Consider the following 21,792-nt stretch of genomic DNA (forward strand, 5'->3'; position numbering starts at 1 on the left):
GGGCCTTCGTCACCGAGCTGTCACACGCCGGCGGTCACTTCGCGGTTCACTTCACGACCGTCAGCGGCAGGAGCTTCTTGCCGGTCGGGCCGATCTGGATACTCGTGTCCATCTGAGGGCACACCCCGCAGTCGAAGCACGGCGTCCAGCGGCAGTCCTCGACCTCGGTCTCGTCCAGCGAGTCCTGCCAGTCCTCCCAGAGCCAGTCCTTGTCGAGGCCCGAGTCCAGGTGGTCCCAGGGCAGGACCTCCTCGTAGGTCCGCTCGCGGGTGGTGTACCAGTCGACGTCCACGCCGAACTCCGGCAGGGCCGCCTCGGCGCTCTTCATCCACAGGTCGTAGCTGAAGTACTCGCGCCAGCCGTCGAACCGGCCACCGGCCTCGTACACGGCACGGATGACGGAGCCGACCCGGCGGTCGCCGCGGGAGAGCAGGCCCTCCACGATGCCGGGCTTGCCGTCGTGGTAGCGGAAGCCGATCGAGCGGCCGTACTTCTTGTCGCCGCGGATCTTGTCCCGCAGCTTGGCGAGGCGGGCGTCGGTCTCCTCGGCGCTGAGCTGCGGCGCCCACTGGAACGGGGTGTGCGGCTTGGGAACGAAGCCGCCGATGGAGACCGTGCAGCGGATGTCGTTCTGCCCGGAGACCTCGCGGCCCTTGGCGATGACGTTGACCGCCATGTCGCCGATCTGGAGGACGTCCTCGTCGGTCTCGGTGGGCAGACCGCACATGAAGTACAGCTTCACCTGGCGCCAGCCGTTGCCGTACGCGGTGGCGACCGTGCGGATCAGGTCCTCCTCCGAGACCATCTTGTTGATGACCTTGCGCATGCGCTCGGAGCCGCCCTCGGGGGCGAAGGTGAGACCGGAGCGGCGCCCGTTGCGGGTCAGCTCGTTGGCCAGGTCCACGTTGAACGCGTCGACGCGGGTGGACGGCAGCGAGAGGCCGATCTTGTCGTCGGTGTAGCGGTCGGCGAGGCCCTTGGCGATCTCACCGATCTCGGTGTGGTCGGCGGAGGACAGCGAGAGCAGGCCGACCTCCTCGAAGCCGGTCGCCTTGAGACCCTTCTCCACCATCTCGCCGATGCCGGTGATGCTTCGCTCCCGCACGGGGCGCGTGATCATGCCGGCCTGGCAGAAACGGCAGCCGCGGGTGCAGCCGCGGAAGATCTCCACGGACATCCGCTCGTGGACGGTCTCGGCGAGCGGGACCAGGGGCTGCTTCGGGTACGGCCACTCGTCCAGGTCCATCACGGTGTGCTTGGACACCCGCCACGGCACGCCCGACCTGTTCGGCACGACGCGGCCGATGCGGCCGTCCGGGAGGTACTCCACGTCGTAGAAGCCGGGGACGTACACGCCGCCGGTCCTCGCGAGGCGGAACAGGACCTCCTCGCGGCCGCCGGGGCGGCCCTCGGCCTTCCAGGCGCGGATGATCTCGGTGATCTCCAGGACCGCCTGCTCGCCGTCGCCGATGACCGCGCAGTCGATGAACTCCGCGATCGGCTCCGGGTTGAACGCGGCGTGGCCGCCCGCGAGCACGATCGGGTCGTCGATGTCCCGGTCCTTCGCGGCCAGCGGGATGCCGGCCAGGTCCAGGGCGGTGAGCATGTTGGTGTAGCCCAGCTCGGTGGAGAAGCTGAGCCCGAAGACGTCGAACGCCTTGACCGGGCGGTGGCTGTCCACGGTGAACTGCGGCACCTCGTGCTCGCGCATCAGCGCTTCGAGGTCCGGCCAGACGCTGTAGGTGCGCTCGGCGAGGACGCCCTGGCGCTCGTTGAGCACCTCGTAGAGGATCATGACGCCCTGGTTGGGCAGCCCGACCTCGTACGCGTCCGGGTACATCAGCGCCCAGCGGACGTCGCACTCGTCCCACGGCTTGACGGTGGAGTTCAGCTCACCGCCGACGTACTGGATGGGCTTCTGCACATGCGGGAGCAGAGCTTCGAGCTGTGGGAAGACCGAATCGACAGACATCGCGAACTTTCGAGAGCCGGCAGGGGTGACCATCCAGCGTACCTCGGTGCCCGGACTGCCCGCGCCCGCCGGAGTACGCCGCTCAGCTTCCGGCGGACCGCCGGAGACGGGCCTTGTGCGCCCGGTGCCACACCCCTGGCAGCTCGCGCTCGGTCGCGGCGGCGGCCGCCTCCTCGCGCCCGTACACCAGTCCCCAGGTGAACGACGGCTCGCCCGCCGCGTGCGCCTGTACGGCGAGGGCGCGCAGGGCCTCGCGGGCGACGACGCCGTCCTGGTGGTCGCCGAGGAGGCTCTGTACGGCCTTGAGCCGCTTGGCCGCCTTCTTCGCGGGCCCGCCGAGGGCGGGGCGGGCGGCCTCCGCCGCGTACCGCGCGCGTTTCGCGGCCTTGCGGGCGCTGTGCAGCGCGGCGTCCCGGTCCGGACCCGGCGGCAGCTCCCGGGCGTGCGCCATCCGTCCGGCGAGGCGCTTGTGGTCCTTGCGGACCGCGCGGACCAGCTCGTCGGCCGGCGCCGCGTCCGCCCCGGGCAGCAGCGGCGGGGCGGCGAGCAGGGCCTCCAGGGCACGCAGCAGGTCCAGATGGCGCGCGGAGTCCAGGACGGCGGTCGTGCGCCGGCGCGCGTCATCGTGCTCCGCCGCCGAGCGGAGGCGCAGTCGCGCCCTGGCCGGTCCGATGACCAGCGTGGCGGGCAGCTCGTCGAGCCGGGCGCGCAGCCGGGCGTCCAGGACCTCCTGGTCCCGGTCGATCCCGAGCTCCCCCGCGAGCCACTTCAGCTCGGCGCCCAGGGGGCGGGTGGCCTCGCGGTCCAGGACCCGGCGGTACGTGCGCAGGGCGCTGCGCAGCCGCCGGGTGGCGACGCGCATCCGGTGCACGGAGTCGGGCAGCCCCCGCCGCACGGCCGGGTCGAGCGCGACGATCGCCTCGGCCTGGCGGCGTACGTGGACGAGGACGTGGTCGCCGGCGGTGCGCGGTTCTGCGGGGTCGCCCCGCTCCGGGGCCGGACCCGTCTCCGCCAGGGCGCGGGCCAGCTTGGAGTGGGCGGCGGCGGGCCGGATGCCGGCCTCCTCCAGCGCGCGGCCGACGGTGTCGAGGAAGGCGGGGTCGCCGTCGTCGGCGAGCTCGGCCTCGATCTCGGTCCAGGCCGCGGTGCGGTCGCCGCCGTGCAGCCGCTCCGCGAGGACCTCGTCCACACTGAGCTCGGCCAGCGGGGTGCCGTCGTCGCCGGTGAGGACGTGGACGTCGCGGACGGAGACCAGCCGGACGACGGGGACGAGGGGGGCGTCCAGGACCCGGGAGCGGATCAGGGCGGTGAGGCGGGCCGGCACGTGGTCGGAGAGCGGGGCCCGGATCTCGTCGCGGACGCCCTCGGCGACGGGGAGTTTCAGGTGCCAGCCGGCGTCGGAGCCGCCGGTGCGGCGGCGCAGGGTGACGTTCCCGGCGGCGAGGCGCAGGTCCTCGGTGTCGTAGTAGACGGCGTCCAGCTCCATGACGCCCTCGTGCGCGACGGACCCGACGCCGGCCACCCGGCCCAGGTCGGGCAGCCGGGTGGCGTCGGTGGCTTCGTACTTCCGCTCGATCTCGCGCTTGGAGTCCGCCATACGACGAATCTAACGCGCTGCCCGGAATCCGCTCAGGCCGTTATCGGCCGTTGCACCCGGATCGACTGGAGCAGGCCGATGGCCACCCAGACGGCGAACATCGAGGAGCCGCCGTAGGAGACAAACGGCAGCGGGAGTCCGGCGACCGGCATGATGCCGAGCGTCATGCCGATGTTCTCGAAGGACTGGAAGGCGAACCAGGCGATGATCCCGGCGGCGACGACCGTGCCGTACAGCTCGGTGGTCTCGCGGGCGATGCGGCAGGCGCGCCACAGGACGACGCCGAGCAGGACGAGGATGAGCCCGGCGCCGAGGAAGCCCAGCTCCTCGCCGGCGACCGTGAAGACGAAGTCGGTCTGCTGCTCGGGGACGAACTGCCCGGTGGTCTGGGTGCCCTGGAAGAGGCCGGTGCCGTGCAGGCCGCCGGAGCCGATCGCGATACGGGCCTGGTTGGTGTTGTAGCCGACGCCCGCCGGGTCGAGCGCCGGGTTGGCGAACGCGGCGAAGCGGGCGATCTGGTAGTCGTCGAGCAGTCCGAGCTGCCAGATGGCGACCGCCCCGGCCACGCCCGCGCCGAGGAGCCCGAAGACCCAGCGGTTGGACGCGCCGGAGGCCAGCAGCACACCGAGCACGATGACGACCATGACCATCACCGAGCCGAGGTCCGGCATCCCCATGACGATCATCATGGGCAGCGCCGCGAGGCCGAGGGCCTTGGCGACGGTCCGGTGGTCGGGGTGGACCTGGTCGCCGGCGTCGACACGGGCGGCGAGCAGCATCGCCATGCCCAGGATGATGGTGATCTTGGTGAACTCGGAGGGCTGGATGGAGAAGCCGCCGGGCAGCAGGATCCAGGCGTGGGCGCCGTTGACGGTGGCGCCCAGCGGGGTGAGGACCGCCAGGACGAGGACGACGGACAGCCCGTAGAGGATCGGCACCGCGCCGCGCAGGGTGCGGTGGCCGAGCCAGATCGTGCCGATCATCAGCGCCATGCCGATGCCGGTGTTGAGCGCGTGCCGGAACAGGAAGTAGTACGGGTCGCCATGGGTCAGCGAGTCGCGTCCCCGGGTCGCCGACCAGACCAGCAGCGAGCCGATGAAGGAGAGCGCGACCGCCGAGCCGAGGAGCGGCCAGTCGAGTCGGCGCACGACGGAGTCGCGTGCCATGAGCCGGCCCCAGCCGGACCGCTCGGGGCCGTAGCGCGGGACGGAGAATCCGGCCATCAGTCGCGCCTCCCCAGCACCGCGGCGAGCGTCTGCTCGGCGGCCGGCTTCTCCGAGGCGGGGTTGTACGGCTTGATCGTCGGGGCGTCGATGGTGCCGTCGGCCTGGACCTTCGGCAGCCCCTTCTGCGGGGTCGGCAGGAGGGCCTTCTTGAGGTCCTGCTTGCCGGTCGCGTCGAGTCCGTACAGCGCGTTGTAGATGTTGCGGACGGCGGGCCCGGACGCGCCGGAACCCGTACCGCCCTGAGAGATCGTCATGACGATCGAATAGTCCTTGGTGTACGTGGCGAACCAGGAGGTCGTCTGCTTGCCGTAGACCTCGGCGGTACCCGTCTTGGCGTGCATCGGGATCTTGTCCTGCGGCCAGCCGCCGAATCGCCAGGCGGCCGAACCGCGGGTCGCGACACCCGCGAGGGCTTCGTCTATCTCGTCGCGCGTCTTCTTGGTGAAGGGCAGCTTGCCGTGCGACTCGGGCTCGATCGTCTGGACGGTCCTGCCGTCGCCGCTGACGATCGCCTTGCCGACGGTGGGGTCGTAGAGCGTGCCGCCGTTGGAGATGGCCGCGTAGATGGTGGCCATCTGGATCGGGGTGACGAGGGTGTCGCCCTGGCCGATGGAGTAGTTGACGGAGTCACCGGCGCGCATCTTGTCGCCTTCGAGGCAGTTCTCGTAGGCGATCTTCTCGACGTACGTGCCGTCCTTCTTGCCCTGCTTGCACCAGGCGTCGTGGTTGGCCTTGGCGAAGTTCTTCTTCCACTCGCGGTCCGGGACGCGGCCGCTGACCTCGTTGGGGAGGTCGATGCCGGTCTCCTTGCCCAGGCCGAACTGGTGGGCGGTCTTGTAGAACCAGTCCTTGGGGTGCTTCTTGGGGTTGTTGCCGCCGTCCTTCGCCCACTCCTTGTGCGCGATGCCGTAGTACACGGTGTCGCAGGAGACCTCCAGGGCGCGGCCGATGGTGATGTCGCCGTAGCCCTGGGACTCGTAGTTGGTGAAGGTCTGCCCGCCGATGGAGTACGAGCTGGGGCAGGGGTAGTGGCCGTCGAAGGGGTACCCGGCGTTGACCGCGGCGGTCGAGGAGATGACCTTGAAGATCGAGCCGGGGGCGGCCTGCCCCTGGATGGCCCGGTTCAGCAGCGGGAAGTTGGACTTCTTGCCGGTGAGCTTGGCGTAGTCCTTGGCGGAGATGCCGCCGACCCAGGCGTTCGGGTCGTAGTTGGGCAGGGACGCCATGGCGACGACGCGGCCGGTCTTGGCCTCCATGACGACGACCGCTCCGGAGTCCGCCTTGTAGTTCTCGCCGGTGTTGTGGTCGAACTCCAGGCGGGCCTTCTTCATGGCGTCGTTGAGCTCGTACTCGGCGACGGCCTGGACGCGGGCGTCGATCGAGGTGACGACGCTGGCGCCGGCCTCCGCCTTGTCGTTCTTGGCCTGGCCGATGACCCGGCCCAGGTTGTCCACCTCGTAGCGGGTGACGCCCGCCTTGCCGCGCAGCTCCTTGTCGTACGTGCGCTCCAGGCCGGAGCGGCCGACCATGTCGGAGCGCAGGTAGGGCGAGTCGCTGTCCTGGGCCTTGGTGATCTCCTCGTCGGTGACGGGCGAGAGGTAGCCGAGGACCTGGGCGGTGTTGGCCTTGCCGGGCGCCGCGTAGCGGCGGACCGCGGTGGGCTCGGCGGTGATGCCGGGGAAGTCCTCGGCGCGTTCGCGGATCGTCAGGGCCTGCTGGGTGGTGGCCTCGTCGGTGACCGGGATCGGCTGGTAGGGCGAGCCGTTCCAGCAGGGCTGCGGGGTCTTGGCGTCGCAGAGCCGGACCTTGTCGAAGACGTCCTTCGGCTTCATGTCGAGTACGCCGGCGAGCCGGGTGAGCACGGCCTTGCCGTCGTCGTCCATCTTCAGCAGCTCGGTGCGGCTGGCGGAGACGACGAGGCGGGTCTCGTTGTCGGCGAGCGGGACGCCGCGCGCGTCGAGGATGGAGCCGCGGGCCGCGGGCTGGACGACCTGCTGGACGTGGTTGTTCTTCGCCTCGTCCGAGTACTCCTGGCCGTTGCGGATCTGGAGGTACCAGAGGCGGCCGCCGAGGGTGAGGAGCAGCGAGAAGACGAGGACCTGGATGACGATCAGCCGGATCTGGACGCGCTGGGTGCGGCCCGTCTCGGGGATGTTGCTCACGGGGCGCCCCCGGTGGTGGTCCGGGGGCGGGGCCCGGCGGAATGCTGCCTCACAGTCGCTTGACTCCCTTGATCCGTCCGGCGCGTGCCGCCCGGTTGCGGGCCGCCTTCACGCGCAGTCCGCCGCGCTGGCTGCCGATCCGCAGCCCGGTCCCGGCCGCCAGCCAGCCGGCCGCCACGTCGCCGCGCCCCGAGGAGGACTCGGTGACGGGGTCGTTCACGGTACGTCTGGCGAGCGCCATGATCAGCGGCACGGTGAACGGCGCCAGGAGGAGGTCGTACACCGCGGCGGTGAACAGCAGGCTGCCGAGGCCCACGTGCCGGGCCGCCGTGTCGCCGACGAGCGCGCCGACGCCCGCGTACAGCAGGGTCGACCCGATCGCCGCGGCGACGACCACGGCCATCGGCAGGAACGCGGACTTCAGCTGCCCGTTCTCCGGCCGGGCCAGGCCCGCGAGGTAGCCGATGACGCAGAGGACCAGGGCGTAGCGCCCGGCGGCGTGGTCGGCCGGGGGCGCCAGGTCCGCGAGGAGGCCGGCTCCGAAGCCGATGAGGGCGCCCGCGACGTGCCCGTACACGAAGGCCAGGCCGAGGACGACCATGAGCAGCAGGTCCGGCACGGCGCCGGGGAGCTGGAGCCGGGCCAGTACGGAGACCTGGACGACGAGGGCGAAGACGACCAGAACGATGGAGAGCAGGGTCCGGTTGACGTGCATGGGGATCAGCTCTACCTCTGTTCGTTGACCGCGTTGTCGGCGTTCGGAGTGGCGTTCCCGCTGGGGTCCGGGCCGGGGCTCTCGTGGACGTTGCCGACCACGTTGCCCTCGGTGTCCACGATGTCGCCGTTGGGCGAGATGGTGACGGTGACGGTCGGCGTGGGCTTCGGTTTGGCGGGCGCCTTCGGCTTCTTCGGCAGGACCATGTCGCGGGGGTCCTCGCGCGGGGCCTGGACGACGATGCCGACGATGTCCAGCTTGGTGAAGGAGACGTACGGGCGTACGTAGACGGTCCGGGTGAGGTCGCCGCCCGACGGGTCGACGCGGACGACCTGGCCGACCGGGACGCCGGGCACGAACGGCTTGTCCTTGCTGGAGCCGAACGTGACGAGCCGGTCGCCCTTCTTGACCCGGGCCTTGCCGTTCAGGAACTGCACCGCCAGCGGGCGCGAGCCCTGGCCGGTGGCGAAGCCCAGCTCGTCGGTGGACTCCATCCGGGTGCCGACGGTGAAGTCGGGGTCGTTGGCGAGGAGCACGGTCGCGGTGTCCGGGCCGACGGTGGTGACGCGGCCGACGAGCCCGTCCCCGTTGAGGACGGTCATGTCGCGCTTGACGCCGTCCTTGGTGCCGGCGTCGATGGTGACCGTCCAGGAGAAGCCCTGGGCCGCTCCTATGGCGATGACCTCGGCCGCCTTGATGCCGTACTGGCCGGTGGCCGACTTCTTCAGCATCTCGTCCAGCTGGCGGACCCGGCTGCGGTTGCGGTCGTCGCTGCCGAGCTTCGCCTTCAGCTCGGCGTTCTGCTTCTCCAGCGCGGCGATCTTGTCGTGGCGGGAGCCGGAGGCGCGGACCGCCCCTATGGCGTTGCCCACCGGGTCGACCGCCGACGCCACGCCGTTCTCCACGGGCCCGAAGACCGTGGCGGCGGCCTGCCGGGCGCCGTCCACCGGTGACGCCTCACCGCCGCGGATGTCCACCGTGATCAATGCGAACGCGATGGCGATCAGCAGCACCAGGAGCAGCCGGCTCTCTCGTGTGTCCCTCACAGTGCGGCGGCCGTGCCTTCCTCGTAGGAATGATCGTGCCTGTATGTCGGCGGTCCCCCGCGCGGAGCGGCAGCGTCCGCGCGCAGGGCCGTGCGGTTACTACCGTCGGGGCTGGGCGTCCAGGACCTGCTGGAGCGCCTCGAACTCCTCGACGCACTTGCCGGAGCCGAGCGCCACCGAGTCCAGCGGGTCCTCGGCGATGTGGATCGGCATGCCCGTCTCGTTGCGGAGCCGCTCGTCCAGGCCGCGCAGGAGAGCGCCGCCGCCGGTGAGGACGATGCCGCGGTCCATGACGTCGCCGGACAGCTCCGGCGGGCACTTGTCGAGCGTCGTCTTGACCGCGTCGACGATCGCGTTGACCGGCTCCTCGATGGCCTTGCGGACCTCACCGGCCGAGATGACGACGGTCTTGGGGAGGCCCGAGACCAGGTCGCGGCCCCGGATCTCGGTGTGCTCGTCCTTCTCCAGGTCGTACGCCGAGCCGATGGTGATCTTGATCTGTTCGGCGGTGCGCTCCCCGAGGAGGAGCGAGTACTCCTTCTTGATGTGCTGGATGATCGCGTTGTCCAGCTCGTCACCGGCGACCCGGATGGACTGGGCGGTGACGATCCCGCCGAGCGAGATCACCGCGACCTCGGTGGTGCCGCCGCCGATGTCGACCACCATGTTGCCGGTGGCCTCGTGGACCGGGAGGCCCGAGCCGATGGCCGCCGCCATGGGCTCCTCGATGATGTGCACCTGGCGGGCGCCGGCCTGCGTCGACGCCTCGATCACGGCGCGTCGCTCGACCCCCGTGATGCCGGAGGGCACGCAGACCACGACGCGGGGGCGGGCCAGGTAGCGGCGCTTGTGGATCTTCAGGATGAAGTAGCGGAGCATCCGCTCCGTGATCTCGAAGTCGGCGATCACGCCGTCCTTGAGGGGCCGTACGGCGACGATGTTGCCGGGCGTACGGCCGATCATCTTCTTGGCCTCGGCGCCGACCGCCAGAATTCCGCCGGTGTTGGTGTTGATGGCCACGACGGACGGCTCGTTCAAAACGATGCCGCGCCCCCTGACGTACACCAGCGTGTTGGCAGTCCCGAGGTCGATAGCCATGTCACGGCCGATGAACGACATTGAGTTCCCCTTGTTCCCCATGAGGATGCGTCGGGCCTCCCAAGTGAAAGCCGTGATGGCTTGATTTGGTAGGCAGGATGGGCGCTGCAAGCGTGGAAGGTTCCATCGTAGTGCCGGATGTGCCGGCACAGCGCGAGGGTACGCCGCCTTGCTGGGCAGAACGGGTGGCCGTTCCACTCATGGTGACGTTACGTCGGGGGGATGCGTTCCCGCGATCGGACACCCTATGCCGAAGGGCGACCGAATTACTTCGGTCGCCCCAGGTCGCGAGCGCTGTTCGGCTGATCCGGGTTCAGGAGAGTCCGGGGAAGAACAGCTTCATTTCCCGCTCCGCGGACTCCTCCGAGTCCGAGGCGTGGATGAGGTTCTCCCGGGTGATCGTGCCGAAGTCACCGCGGATCGAGCCGGGCGCGGCGGCGATCGGGTCGGTGGGGCCGGCCAGGGCGCGGACTCCCTCGATGACCCGCTCGCCTTCGGCCACCAGGGCGACGATCGGACCCGACTGCATGAACTCGACCAGCGGCTCGTAGAAGGGGCGGCCCACGTGCTCGGCGTAGTGCTGTTCCAGCGTGGCGCGGTCGAGGGTACGCAGCTCCAGCGCCGTGATCTTCCAGCCGGCCTTGCGCTCGATGCGGCCGACGATCTCGCCGACCAGACCGCGACGGACGGCGTCGGGCTTGAGAAGAACGAGGGTGCGCTGGGTCATGTGCGGCTCCTTGCAGGCATACGGGTGCGGTGAGGCGACATTACAGGGGCCCGGTGACGGGGCCGCCGCCGGGTTTGCCGGGGTGGGGGCGCGGTCAGCCGCCGGCGGGCGACTCCGCCTCGGCCTGGGCCGCCCAGCGGGCCTTCACCTCGTCGATCCGGCGGCCGTAGTGCACCGAGGCCCACCACAGCGCGCCGAAGGCGACGCCCAGGACGAACATCACCGGGATCACGAAGCCGCTCGCGACCAGCGCCACCTGGAGGGCCCAGCCGAGCTGGACGCCCCCGGGCCGGGTGAGCATGCCGCAGAGCAGCACGGAGAGGAGCATCCCGATGCCGCACACCGTCCAGACCGTGGCGTTCGCCAAGTCGTCCGACTTCATCGCGACGAGTCCGGCGAACCCGATCACGAAGAACTCGCCGATCAGCGTGGACGCACAGAGCATGCGCATGGTCAGCGCCTTCCCAGGAGCAGCCGGGCCTCGCCGACCGTGATCACGGAACCGGTCACCAGGACGCCGGCGCCCGCGTACTCGTCCTCCTCCTCGGCGAGCGTGATCGCCGCCTCCAGCGCGTCGTCGAGCCGGGGTTCGACCTGCACCCGGTCGTGGCCGAAGACCTCGACGGCGACGGCCGCGAGGGCGTCGGCGTCCATGGCGCGCTCGGTGGAGTTCTGCGTGACGACGACCTCGGCGAAGATCGGCTCGAAGGCCTCCAGGAGCCCCCGCACGTCCTTGTCGCCGCTGGCGCCGACCACCCCGATCAGCCGGGAGAAGCCGAACGCCTCGGACAGGCCCTCGGCGGTGGCGCGGGCCCCCGCCGGGTTGTGCGCGGCGTCCAGGACGACGGTCGGGCTGGAGCGGACGACTTCGAGGCGGCCGGGCGAGATCACCGAGGCGAACGCGGCGCGCACGATGTCGGCGTCCAGCGCGCCGGACTGCTCGGCGCCGACGCCGAAGAACGCCTCGACCGCGCAGAGCGCCACCACCGCGTTGTGCGCCTGGTGGGCGCCGTACAGCGGGAGGAAGACGTTGTCGTACTCGCCGCCGAGGCCGCGCAGGGTCAGCAGCTGGCCGCCGACCGCGATCTCACGGGAGACCACGCCGAACTCCATGCCCTCGCGGGCCACGGTGGCGTCGGCCTCGACGGCCTTCTTCAGCATGACCTGGGCGGCGTCGACGGGCTGCTGGGCCAGGATGACCGTGGCGCCCTGCTTGATGACCCCGGACTTCTCGGTCGCGATCTCGCCGGGCGTGGAGCCGAGGCGGTCGGTGTGGTCCAGCGAGATGGGGGTGACGACGGCGACCGAGGCGTCGATGACGTTGGTCGCGTCCCAGGTGCCGCCCATGCCGACCTCGACCACGGCGACGTCGACCGGCGCGTCGGCGAAGGCCGCGTACGCCATGCCGGTCAGCACCTCGAAGAAGGACAGCCGGTAGGGCTGCTGGGCGTCGACCATCTCGACGTACGGCTTGATGTCCTCGTACGTGGAGATGAACCGCTCCGGGTCCACCGGGGCGCCGTCCAGACTGATCCGCTCGGTGATCGACTGGACGTGCGGCGAGGTGTAGCGGCCGGTACGCAGATCGAAGGCGCCGAGCAGCGCCTCGATCATGCGGGCGGTGCTCGTCTTGCCGTTGGTGCCGGTGATGTGGATCGAGGGGTACGCGCGCTGCGGCTCGCCGAGCACGTCCATCAGGGCGGCGATGCGCGTGACGGACGGCTCCAGCTTCGTCTCGCCCCAGCGGCCGGCGAGCTCCTGCTCCACCGCGCGCAGCGCCTTGTCGACCTCGGGGTCGGCGGGGCGGGCGGGCAGCTCCTCGGCACGGGGCGGCCCGGAGGCGGCGCGCAGCGTGCGGCTCCCGGCCTCGATCACCGCCAGGTCGGGGTCGCGCTGGGTCGCTTCGTCCACGATCTCCGCGAAGGTGTCGTCGGGGTCGGACGCGTCGGGCCGGTCGGGGCGGGGCTCACTCACGGGCCCCAGTCTACGGATGGCGTCGGACATCGCGCGCAGCCGCCCGGGGGCCGGACGCAGCGGAGCCCCCGCGCCCCTCGGATGAGGGGGCGGGGGCTCCGGGGCGTCGTCTCAGCTCTGCGGCAGGGCCGCCAGCTGGCCGGTGATGCGCTCGATGTCGGCCTCGGCCTTGGTGAGCCGGCCGCGGATCTTGTCGACCACGTTGTCCGGGGCCTTGGCGAGGAACGCCTCGTTGCCGAGCTTGCCCTCGGCCTGGCCCTTCTCCTTGCGGGCCGCCTCCAGGTCCTTCGTCAGCCGCTTGCGCTCGGCGTCCACGTCGATCGTGCCCGACAGGTCCAGGGCGACGGTCGCCCCGGCGACGGGCAGCGAGGCGGTGGCGTGGAAGCCGTCGCCGGCCGGCTGGAGCCGGAGCAGCTGCCGCATGGCCGACTCGTGCGGGGCGAGCGGGGTGCCGGTCAGGGTCAGCTCGGCCGGGACCTTCTGGCCGGGCTGGAGGCCCTGGTCGGAGCGGAAGCGGCGGACCTCGGTGACGACCTGCTGGACGAGCTCGATCTCCTGCTCGGCGGCGTCGTCGCGGAAGCCCGAGTCCTCGGGCCAGTCCGCGATCACGACGGACTCGCGGCCGGTGAGCGCGGTCCACAGGGTCTCGGTGACGAAGGGGACGACGGGGTGCAGCAGGCGCAGCATCACGTCGAGGACCTCGCCCAGGACCCGGCCGGAGACCTCGGCCGGGCGGCCACCGCCGAAGAACGTGGTCTTGGACAGCTCGACGTACCAGTCGAAGACCTCGTCCCAGGCGAAGTGCCGCAGCGCCTCGCTGAGCTTGGAGAACTGGAAGTCGTCGTAGTACGCGTCGACTTCGGCGACCGTCTTGTTCAGGCGGGAGAGGATCCAGCGGTCGGTCACCGACATCTCGTCGGCGGACGGCAGCTCGCCCTCGATCGTCGCCCCGTTCATCAGGGCGAACCGGGTGGCGTTCCAGATCTTGTTGGAGAACTTCGCGGAACCCTGGACCCAGTCCTCGCCGATCGGGACGTCGGTGCCCGGGTTGGCGCCGCGCGCGAGCGTGAAGCGCAGCGCGTCGGAGCCGTACTTGTCCATCCAGTCCAGCGGGTTGACGACGTTGCCGAAGGACTTCGACATCTTCTTGCCGTGCTCGTCGCGGACCATGCCGTGCAGGACGATCTTCTCGAACGGCGGGACGTCCTTGTTGATGTACAGGCCGAACATCATCATCCGGGCGACCCAGAAGAAGAGGATGTCGTAACCGGTGACCATGACGGAGTTCGGATAGAACTTCGCGAGGCTCTCGGTCTGCTCGGGCCAGCCGAGCGTGGAGAACGGCCACAGGCCGGAGGAGAACCAGGTGTCCAGGACGTCGCTGTCCTGGGTCCAGCCCTCGCCGGTGGGCGGCTCCTCGCCGGGGCCGACGCAGACCATCTCGCCGTCGGGGCCGTGCCAGACGGGGATGCGGTGGCCCCACCAGAGCTGGCGCGAGATGCACCAGTCGTGGAGGTTGTCGACCCAGTCGAAGTACCGCTTCTCCATCTCCTGGGGGTGGATCTGGACCTTGCCGTCGCGGACGGCGTCACCGGCCGCCTTGGCGAGCGGGGCGACCTTGACCCACCACTGCATGGAGAGCCGGGGCTCGACGGTGGTCTTGCAGCGCGAGCAGTGGCCGACGGAGTGGACGTACGGCCGCTTCTCGGCGACGATCCGGCCCTCGGCGCGCAGGGCGGCGACGATCGCGGAGCGGGCCTCCATCCGGTCCAGGCCCTCGAAGGGGCCGGGGACGGTGATGACCGCGCGCTCGTCCAGGACGGTGAGGAAGGGCAGGTCGTGGCGCTGCCCGATCTCGAAGTCGTTCGGGTCGTGGGCGGGGGTGACCTTGACGGCACCGGTACCGAACGACGGGTCGACGTGGTGGTCGGCGACGACGGGGATGGTGCGGTCGGTCAGCGGCAGCCTGATCTGCTTGCCGACCAGGTGCTTGTACCGCTCGTCGTCCGGGTGGACGGCGACGGCGGTGTCCCCGAGCATCGTCTCGGCGCGGGTGGTGGCGACGACGATGGTCTCGTCGCCCTCGCCGTACGTCATGGAGACGAGCTCGCCGTCGTCCTCCTGGTACTCGACCTCGATGTCCGAGATCGCGGTGAGGCACCGGGGGCACCAGTTGACGATGCGCTCACGGCGGTAGATGAGCTCGTCGTCGTACATCCGCTTGAAGATGGTCTGGACGGCCTTGGACAGGCCCTCGTCCATCGTGAACCGCTCGCGGGTCCAGTCGACGCCCTCGCCGAGGCGGCGCATCTGACCGGAGATCTGGCCGCCGGACTCGTTCTTCCACTGCCAGACGCGCTCCACGAACGCCTCACGGCCCAGATCGTGGCGGGACTTGCCCTCCTTGCCGAGTTCGCGCTCGACGACGTTCTGGGTGGCGATGCCGGCGTGGTCCATGCCCGGCTGGTACAGCGCCTCGAAGCCCTGCATGCGCTTGCGGCGGACGAGGGCGTCGATCAGCGTGTGCTCGAAGGCGTGGCCCAGGTGCAGGGAGCCCGTGACGTTCGGCGGCGGGATGACGATCGTGAACGGCGGCTTGTCGCTCTTGGCGTCCGCCTCGAAGTACCCGCGTTCCACCCAGCGCTCGTACAGCTTCCCCTCTACCTCGGCCGGCGTGTACTGGGTCGGCAGTTCGGGGTTGCTGGCTGGCTGCTGCGCTGGGTTCTCGGTCACGCGGACAGTTTAGAGCCGTCACAGGAGTGCACTGAAACCGGTTTGTTCCGTAACGGTGTGCCTCCCGGTGGTCCGCGCGCGCGAGCCTTCCGTCAGGATGTTCGCAACGCATAAGTATCACGAACAGGGGACACCGCAGATGAGCTACAACCAGCCGGGGCCGTACGGTGGCCAGCCGCCGCAGGGCCAGCCCGGACCGTACGGCCAGCAGCCGGGCCCGTACGGCGGTCAGCCGCCGCAGGGCCAGCCCGGCTACGGCTACCCGCAGCAGGCTCCCCAGGGCGTCCCGCCCCAGCAGCAGCCGGCCCAGCCGGGTTACGGCTACCCGCAGGCGCAGCAGCCGGGCCCGTACGGACAGCAGCCGCCCACCCCGCCGTACGGCGGCCAGCCGGCCTACGGGCAGCAGCCGGGCTTCCCCCCGCCGGCCCCGGCCCCGCAGAAGAAGAAGACGGGCCTGATCGTGGGCGCGGTCATCGTGGCCTTGGCGGTCATCGGCGGCGGGGTCTATTTCCTGACCTCGGGCGGCGGCAACAGCGATGTCGCGGACTCCACCAAGGGCTACAAGCTGACGCTCGCCGACTCTGTGGACGACTACAAGAAGGACACCACGAAGTCGTCCTCGGACGATATGACGAGCAAGGAGAAGTCCGAGGCCGAAGCCGCAGGGATCAAGGATCCCCACAAGGCCGAGGCCCAGTACGCGAGCGGTGATCTCGAAAAGAACCCGCTCACGGCCAAGATGCTCATGGTCTACGGCAACTGGGGCGATGTGACCGACCCCGCCAAGGCCCTCGACGCCATGTTCGCTCAGGCGAAGAAGGGCATGGCCGAGGACGAGAGCGGGAAGAACAAGCCCTCTCTCGTCGGTGAGCCGAAGAGCGTGACGCCGCCCGGTTTCAAGGGTGCGCTGATGAAGTGCCAGGACTTCAAGATGGCCAACGAAGATGCCGACGGGACCGTGGCGAAGGGCCCCAAGGAAATGACCATGCCCGTCTGCATCTGGGCGGACTACAGCACTGTCGGCGCGGTCGTCGGCTTCGACGTCGGCGCGGCCATGACCAACAAGTCCATGTCCCAGGACGAGGTGGCGGCTCTCGCCGCCAAGCTCTACAACAACTCCCGCACCAAGATCTGACCCGTGGCACCACGAAGGGGCGCCCGGCTGGGCGCCCCTTGCACTGGTGTTGCCACCTCTAATTGAGACTGACGGCAGCTACCCGCCAACAAATCAGGCGCGACTGCACGCCGCTTCAGCCTCCCCGGGCTTAACCTTGATCGCGACCAGCTTGGATATGCAATAGGGGTTCGCCACCTTGCCGACGCCGAAGTCGGTCGCCGGGTAGCTGCACGCAGCATTCACTTTGGTCCCGACTTGGTACCCCTTGCTAGCCACATACTTCGCGCAGCTTGACTGACTGGCCTGAGCGGTAGTTGCAGTGACGACAGGCGTGACAATAAGCGAAACACCCACAAATAGCGCTGCAAGACGGCGGTTCATTGTGATTCCCCTCCCTGATTGGATCAAGACCCCGTCACTTTAGCGACACCGTCCTAAGTCGCCTGTTGATCGGGGAGGGTTGTCCAATACTCGCCCTGACCATGGCTGGATCTCCGGGCGCACACGTACGCAAGCGAGGGCCCGATCCGTGGGGATCGGGCCCTCGCTGTTCGTGCTGCAGCCGCGCTTACGCGGACTTCTCGTGGCGGCCCTCGTCGCCCTTACCGATCGTGCGCGGTTCGCGCGGGACCAGCGTCGGGTTGACGTTGTTGCGGACCACATCGGCGGTGATGACCACGCGGGCGACGTCCTTGCGGGACGGGACCTCGTACATCACCGACTGGAGGACCTCCTCCATGATCGCGCGCAGGCCGCGCGCGCCGGTCTGGCGCAGGATCGCCTGGTCGGCGATGGCCTCCAGCGCCTCGCGCTCGAAGTCCAGCTCCACACCGTCGAGTTCGAACAGGCGCTGGTACTGCTTGACCAGGGCGTTGCGCGGCTCGATGAGGATCTGGAGCAGGGCTTCGCGGTCCAGGTTGTGGACCGAGGTCAGGACGGGGAGGCGGCCGATGAACTCGGGGATCATCCCGAACTTCACCAGGTCCTCCGGCATGACCTCCTGGAACTGGTCGCTGGCCTGGATCTCCCGCTTGGAGCGGATCGTGGCGCCGAAGCCGATGCCCTTGGCGCCGGCCCGGGACTCGATGATCTTCTCCAGGCCGGAGAAGGCGCCGCCCACGATGAACAGCACGTTCGTCGTGTCGATCTGGATGAACTCCTGGTGCGGGTGCTTGCGGCCGCCCTGGGGCGGCACGGAGGCGGTGGTGCCCTCCAGGATCTTCAGCAGGGCCTGCTGGACGCCCTCGCCGGAGACGTCACGGGTGATCGAAGGGTTCTCGCTCTTGCGGGCGACCTTGTCGATCTCGTCGATGTAGATGATCCCGGTCTCGGCCTTCTTGACGTCGTAGTCGGCGGCCTGGATCAGCTTCAGCAGGATGTTCTCGACGTCCTCGCCGACATAGCCGGCCTCCGTCAGCGCCGTCGCGTCCGCGATGGCGAACGGGACGTTGAGCATGCGGGCCAGCGTCTGCGCGAGCAGCGTCTTGCCGGAGCCCGTGGGGCCCAGCAGCAGGATGTTGGACTTGGCGAGCTCGATCGCGTCGTCACGGCCCGCCCCGCCGCCGTTCTCGCCGGCCTGGACCCGCTTGTAGTGGTTGTACACAGCGACCGAGAGGGCCTTCTTCGCGGGCTCCTGCCCGACGACGTACCCCTCGAGGAACTCGTAGATCTCGCGGGGCTTGGGAAGCTCTTCCCAGCGGACCTCGCTCGTCTCGGCGAGCTCCTCCTCGATGATCTCGTTGCAGAGATCGATGCACTCGTCGCAGATGTACACACCGGGACCCGCGATGAGCTTCTTCACCTGCTTCTGGCTCTTTCCGCAGAACGAGCACTTGAGCAGGTCGCCGCCATCACCGATGCGTGCCACGAGGTGCTTCCCCTTCGCCTGGGAGACGCCTGGTTCAGCGGCTCCTGTGCCTCTATCCGACGGTACCTTGCCCGGCCCCCCATGCGGGCCCCCCTTGGCACGGTTCACACGGCCGGAGCCGGGTGCCGCAACCGTGCCAAGGGGCGAGGGCGCATGTCAGGCGAGCGCGCCGGCCGCGCTCTTGCGGGTCGACACGATCTGGTCGACAAGGCCGTAGGCCAGCGAGTCCTCGGCGGTGAGGATCTTGTCGCGCTCGATGTCGTCGCGGATCTTCTCGATCGGCGTGGTGGAGTGCTTGGCCAGCAGCTCCTCCAGCTGGGTCCGCATGCGCAGGATCTCGTTGGCCGCGATCTCCAGGTCGGAGAGCTGCTCGCGGCCGGTCTGCGAGGACGGCTGGTGGATCAGCACGCGGGCGTTCGGCAGGGCCATGCGCTTGCCCGGGGTGCCGGCGGCGAGCAGGACCGCGGCGGCGGAGGCCGCCTGGCCCATGCAGACCGTCTGGATGTCCGGCTTCACGAACTGCATCGTGTCGTAGATCGCGGTGAGCGCGGTGAACGAGCCGCCGGGGCTGTTGATGTAGATGGAGATGTCCCGGTCCGGGTCCATCGACTCCAGGCACAGCAGCTGCGCCATGACGTCGTTCGCGGACGCGTCGTCGATCTGCACGCCGAGGAAGATCACGCGCTCCTCGAAGAGCTTCGCGTACGGGTCGTACTCGCGCACGCCCTGCGAGGTGCGCTCCACGAAGCGCGGCACGATGTAGCGGTTGTCCACCTGCGGGCCCGTGTAGAGGCCGCTCGCGGAGGCGCCGGGGAAGTTGTTCATGTGGGTGTTCACCATCCTGGTGGCGTTCTGTGGCTGGGTGTCTCGGCGTACGAGAGATGCGCGGTGCGGTACGGGCGCTGTCCGGTGGTCCGGATCAGGCGCCGGTGCCGCCGCCGCCCGGAACGCCCGACGCGATCGAGATGATCTCGTCAATGAGGCCGTACTCCTTGGCCTCTTCCGCGGTGTACCAGCGGTCGCGGTCGCCGTCGCGGATGATCGTCTCCACGGTCTGGCCGGAGTGGCGGGCGGTGATCTCCGCCATGCGCTGCTTGGTGCGCAGCAGGTACTGCGCCTGGATCTTGATGTCCGAGGCCGTACCGCCGATGCCGGCCGATCCCTGGTGCATGAGGATGTCGGTGTTCGGGAGCGCGAAGCGCTTGCCGGCGGTACCGCCGGTGAGCAGGAACTGGCCCATCGAGGCCGCCATGCCCATACCGATGGTGACGACGTCGTTCGGGATGTACTGCATGGTGTCGTAGACGGCCATGCCGGCCGTCACCGAACCGCCGGGGCTGTTGATGTAGAGGTAGATGTCCTTCTCGGGCTCGGCCGCGAGGAGGAGGAGCTGCGCGGTGATCTTGTTGGCGATGTCATCGTCCACCTGCTGGCCGAGGAAGATGATGCGCTCGCCGAGCAGCCGGCTGTAGACCTGGTCACCGAGGCCACCACCGAGGGACGGCTCTCCGGCGGCGTAGGGCATCAGATTCGTCACGTATCCACCTGCTCGTCTCTGACGGCTCCGGCCGTCTCAGCGTCTTCGTACCGGGTGGGCCGGGACTACCCGACCCTTCCTCTTCATGGACCCTAACGCGCAGGTGGAACAACGCCATCCCGCTTCCGCGGCTGTTCGCTGGGAGCGCAAGGTCCGCAGTTGGCACAAGGGTTGTGGCGTCACGTCCGCCGGTACGACGACGGGCCCCGGACGCGGTGGCGTCCGGAGCCCGTCGTACGGGGTCGGTGCGAGGCTCAGGCCTCGGTCTTCCCCTCGGAGTCGGCGGCGGCCTCGGTGGCCTCGGCGGCTGCGGACTCGGTGGTCTCCTCCGCCGTGTCCTCGTCGTCCTCCAGCTCGACGACCTCACCGTTGGTGTCGACCACCTTGGCGGCCTCGACCACGACGGCGAGCGCCTTGCCGCGGGCGACCTCGCCGACGAGCATCGGCACCTGGCCGCCCTCGACGACGGCCTGGGCGAACTGGTCCGGGCTCATGCCGGAGGAAGCGGCACGCCGCATGAGGTGCTCGGTGAGCTCCTCCTGGTTGACGTTCAGCTTCTCCTTGTTGACGAGCTCGTCAAGGATGAACTGGGTCTTGATGCCCTTGACGGCCTGCTCGGAGGTCTCGGCCTCGAACTCCTCGGCGGTCTTGCCCTGGATCTCCAGGTACTTGTCGAGGGTGAGCCCCATCTGGCCGAGCTGGTGGTGCTCCAGGTTGTGCTTGCGGGTCTGGACCTCGTCCGCGAGCAGCTTCTCCGGGATCGGGACCTCGGCGAGCTTCAGCAGCTCCTCCAGGACGCGCTCCTGGGCCTGGGTGGCCTGGTCGTACTGCTTGGTGTTCTCGAGGCGCGTGCGGCTGTCGGCCTTCAGCTCCTCCAGCGTGTCGAACTCGCTGGCCATCTGGGCGAAGTCGTCGTCCAGCTCGGGGAGCTCACGGGCGGCGACGGCGGTGACCTTGACGGTGACCTCCGCGTCCTTGCCCTCGGCGGAGCCGCCCTTCAGCTGCGAGGTGAAGGTGGCCTCGCCGCCGGCCTCCAGGCCGGTCACGGCCTCGTCGATGCCTTCGAGGAGCTCGCCGGAACCGATGGTGTACGAGACACCCTCGGCCACGCCGTCCTCCAGGATCTCGCCGTCGACCTTGGCCTCCAGGTCGATCGTGACGACGTCGCCCTCGGCGGCGGCGCGCTCGACCGGGTTGGTGGAGGCGAAGCGGTCGCGCAGCTGCTCGACGGCCTTGTCGACGTCCTCGTCGGTGACCTCGATGGCGTCGACGGTGACCTCGATGCCGGAGTAGTCCGGGATCTCGATCTCGGGGCGCACGTCCACCTCGGCGGTGAAGGCCAGCAGCTCGCCGTCCTTCAGCTCCGTGATGTCGACCTCGGGCTGGCCCAGGACGTTGAGCTCACCCTCGTTCACGGCCTCGGTGTAGAACTTCGGGAGCGCGTCGTTGACGGCCTCCTCCAGCACCGCACCACGGCCGAACCGCTGGTCGATGACCCGGCTGGGGATCTTGCCCTTGCGGAACCCCTTCACCGTGACCTGCTGGTTGATCTTCTTGTACGCCGCGTCGAGGCTGTCCTTGAGCTCCTCGAAGGGCACCTCGATGCTGAGCCGAACCCGGGTCGGGTTCAGGGTCTCCACGGCGCTCTTCACGGTTCGGTCTCCTTGGTGGCTGACTTCTTGGGGTTCTGCTCCGCCGCACGGGGGGCGGCTTCGCGGACCGAGCCCGGTACATCAGACACACGGGCACGCATTTTGCATAGTAACGGCAAGGGAGAGAACTCCCGCAACGCGATCTTGTCCACGCGATCTTGCCGGTGGTCGGGGTGGCCGGATTCGAACCGACGACCTTCCGCTCCCAAAGCGGACGCGCTACCAAGCTGCGCCACACCCCGTCGGTGCGACACGTAGGGTACATGCAGTAAGGCACCGCGCCCGCCGCTTTCGGCGGAGGCGTCGGCCCGGGGGCGTCAAGGGGTGTGCGGGCAGTGCCCGCGACCCGCTACGATGCTTGTCGTGCCG

At 69.6% G+C, this 21,792-nt stretch carries 16 protein-coding genes and 1 tRNA gene; 1 reads left to right on the top strand and 16 read right to left on the bottom strand.

From position 1 onward, the window contains the following. Nucleotides 1–46: 46 nt before the first annotated feature. The 11 genes from ACN6LM_RS03890 to ACN6LM_RS03940 all read right to left on the bottom strand — a co-directional run bounded on the left by ACN6LM_RS03890 (nt 47) and on the right by ACN6LM_RS03940 (nt 15,250). The gene (locus ACN6LM_RS03890; protein WP_445063842.1) at nt 47–1,972 is read right to left on the bottom strand and encodes a TIGR03960 family B12-binding radical SAM protein; all 1,926 of its coding nucleotides are present in this window, start codon (nt 1,970–1,972) and stop codon (nt 47–49) included. Nucleotides 1,973–2,054: 82 nt separating this feature from the next. Then, a complete protein-coding gene (locus ACN6LM_RS03895) occupies nt 2,055–3,569 on the bottom strand; it encodes a CYTH and CHAD domain-containing protein (RefSeq protein ID WP_445063843.1) in 1,515 nt (504 codons plus the stop codon). A 32-nt stretch (nt 3,570–3,601) separates the two neighbouring features. Further along, the gene (gene rodA / locus ACN6LM_RS03900) at nt 3,602–4,792 is read right to left on the bottom strand and encodes a rod shape-determining protein RodA (protein ID WP_445063844.1); all 1,191 of its coding nucleotides are present in this window, start codon (nt 4,790–4,792) and stop codon (nt 3,602–3,604) included. Further along, nucleotides 4,792–6,957: a penicillin-binding protein 2 gene (mrdA, locus tag ACN6LM_RS03905; protein ID WP_445063845.1), complete on the bottom strand. Its 2,166-nt coding sequence runs from the start codon at nt 6,955–6,957 to the stop codon at nt 4,792–4,794. The genes rodA and mrdA overlap by 1 nt, the downstream gene beginning before the upstream one ends. A gap of 49 nt (nt 6,958–7,006) precedes the next feature. Next, nucleotides 7,007–7,672: a rod shape-determining protein MreD gene (gene mreD, locus ACN6LM_RS03910; RefSeq protein WP_164403856.1), complete on the bottom strand. Its 666-nt coding sequence runs from the start codon at nt 7,670–7,672 to the stop codon at nt 7,007–7,009. Between the two features lie 11 nt (nt 7,673–7,683). Further along, complete coding sequence (gene mreC / locus ACN6LM_RS03915; protein ID WP_445063846.1) at nt 7,684–8,718, bottom strand: rod shape-determining protein MreC; 1,035 nt, start codon at nt 8,716–8,718, stop codon at nt 7,684–7,686. Between the two features lie 99 nt (nt 8,719–8,817). Further along, nucleotides 8,818–9,837 carry a rod shape-determining protein gene (locus ACN6LM_RS03920; RefSeq protein WP_018103191.1) on the bottom strand — a complete coding sequence of 340 codons (1,020 nt, stop codon included), beginning with the start codon at nt 9,835–9,837 and terminating at the stop codon, nt 8,818–8,820. Nucleotides 9,838–10,129: 292 nt separating this feature from the next. Further along, nucleotides 10,130–10,543, bottom strand: a complete 414-nt coding sequence (gene ndk, locus ACN6LM_RS03925; protein WP_018103190.1) for a nucleoside-diphosphate kinase — start codon at nt 10,541–10,543, stop codon at nt 10,130–10,132. A gap of 94 nt (nt 10,544–10,637) precedes the next feature. Further along, the gene (locus tag ACN6LM_RS03930) at nt 10,638–10,994 is read right to left on the bottom strand and encodes a DUF4233 domain-containing protein (RefSeq protein WP_445063847.1); all 357 of its coding nucleotides are present in this window, start codon (nt 10,992–10,994) and stop codon (nt 10,638–10,640) included. Nucleotides 10,995–10,996: 2 nt separating this feature from the next. Then, nucleotides 10,997–12,517, bottom strand: a complete 1,521-nt coding sequence (gene folC / locus ACN6LM_RS03935) for a bifunctional tetrahydrofolate synthase/dihydrofolate synthase (protein WP_445063848.1) — start codon at nt 12,515–12,517, stop codon at nt 10,997–10,999. Between the two features lie 111 nt (nt 12,518–12,628). After that, nucleotides 12,629–15,250 (bottom strand): valine--tRNA ligase, encoded by a 2,622-nt coding sequence (locus ACN6LM_RS03940; protein WP_445063849.1) that lies wholly within the window; start codon nt 15,248–15,250, stop codon nt 12,629–12,631. Between the two features lie 139 nt (nt 15,251–15,389). Between ACN6LM_RS03940 and ACN6LM_RS03945 the strand changes: the two genes are divergently transcribed. After that, entirely contained in the window at nt 15,390–16,385 is a 996-nt protein-coding gene (locus ACN6LM_RS03945; RefSeq protein WP_445063850.1) for a hypothetical protein, read from the top strand. 550 nt (nt 16,386–16,935) lie between these two features. Here the strand turns inward: ACN6LM_RS03945 and clpX are convergent. The 5 genes from clpX to ACN6LM_RS03970 form a co-directional block, all read right to left on the bottom strand. After that, entirely contained in the window at nt 16,936–18,234 is a 1,299-nt protein-coding gene (clpX, locus tag ACN6LM_RS03950) for an ATP-dependent Clp protease ATP-binding subunit ClpX (protein WP_018103185.1), read from the bottom strand. A gap of 156 nt (nt 18,235–18,390) precedes the next feature. Beyond that, nucleotides 18,391–19,074 carry an ATP-dependent Clp protease proteolytic subunit gene (locus tag ACN6LM_RS03955; RefSeq protein ID WP_018518168.1) on the bottom strand — a complete coding sequence of 228 codons (684 nt, stop codon included), beginning with the start codon at nt 19,072–19,074 and terminating at the stop codon, nt 18,391–18,393. A 79-nt stretch (nt 19,075–19,153) separates the two neighbouring features. After that, nucleotides 19,154–19,759, bottom strand: coding sequence for an ATP-dependent Clp protease proteolytic subunit (locus ACN6LM_RS03960; protein WP_203601903.1), 606 nt, complete (start codon nt 19,757–19,759; stop codon nt 19,154–19,156). 266 nt (nt 19,760–20,025) lie between these two features. After that, entirely contained in the window at nt 20,026–21,423 is a 1,398-nt protein-coding gene (gene tig / locus ACN6LM_RS03965) for a trigger factor (RefSeq protein WP_445063851.1), read from the bottom strand. Between the two features lie 165 nt (nt 21,424–21,588). Then, a tRNA-Pro gene (locus tag ACN6LM_RS03970) sits at nt 21,589–21,665 on the bottom strand. Nucleotides 21,666–21,792 lie beyond the last annotated feature (127 nt).

This window comes from Streptomyces sp. SAS_281 (assembly GCF_052542855.1).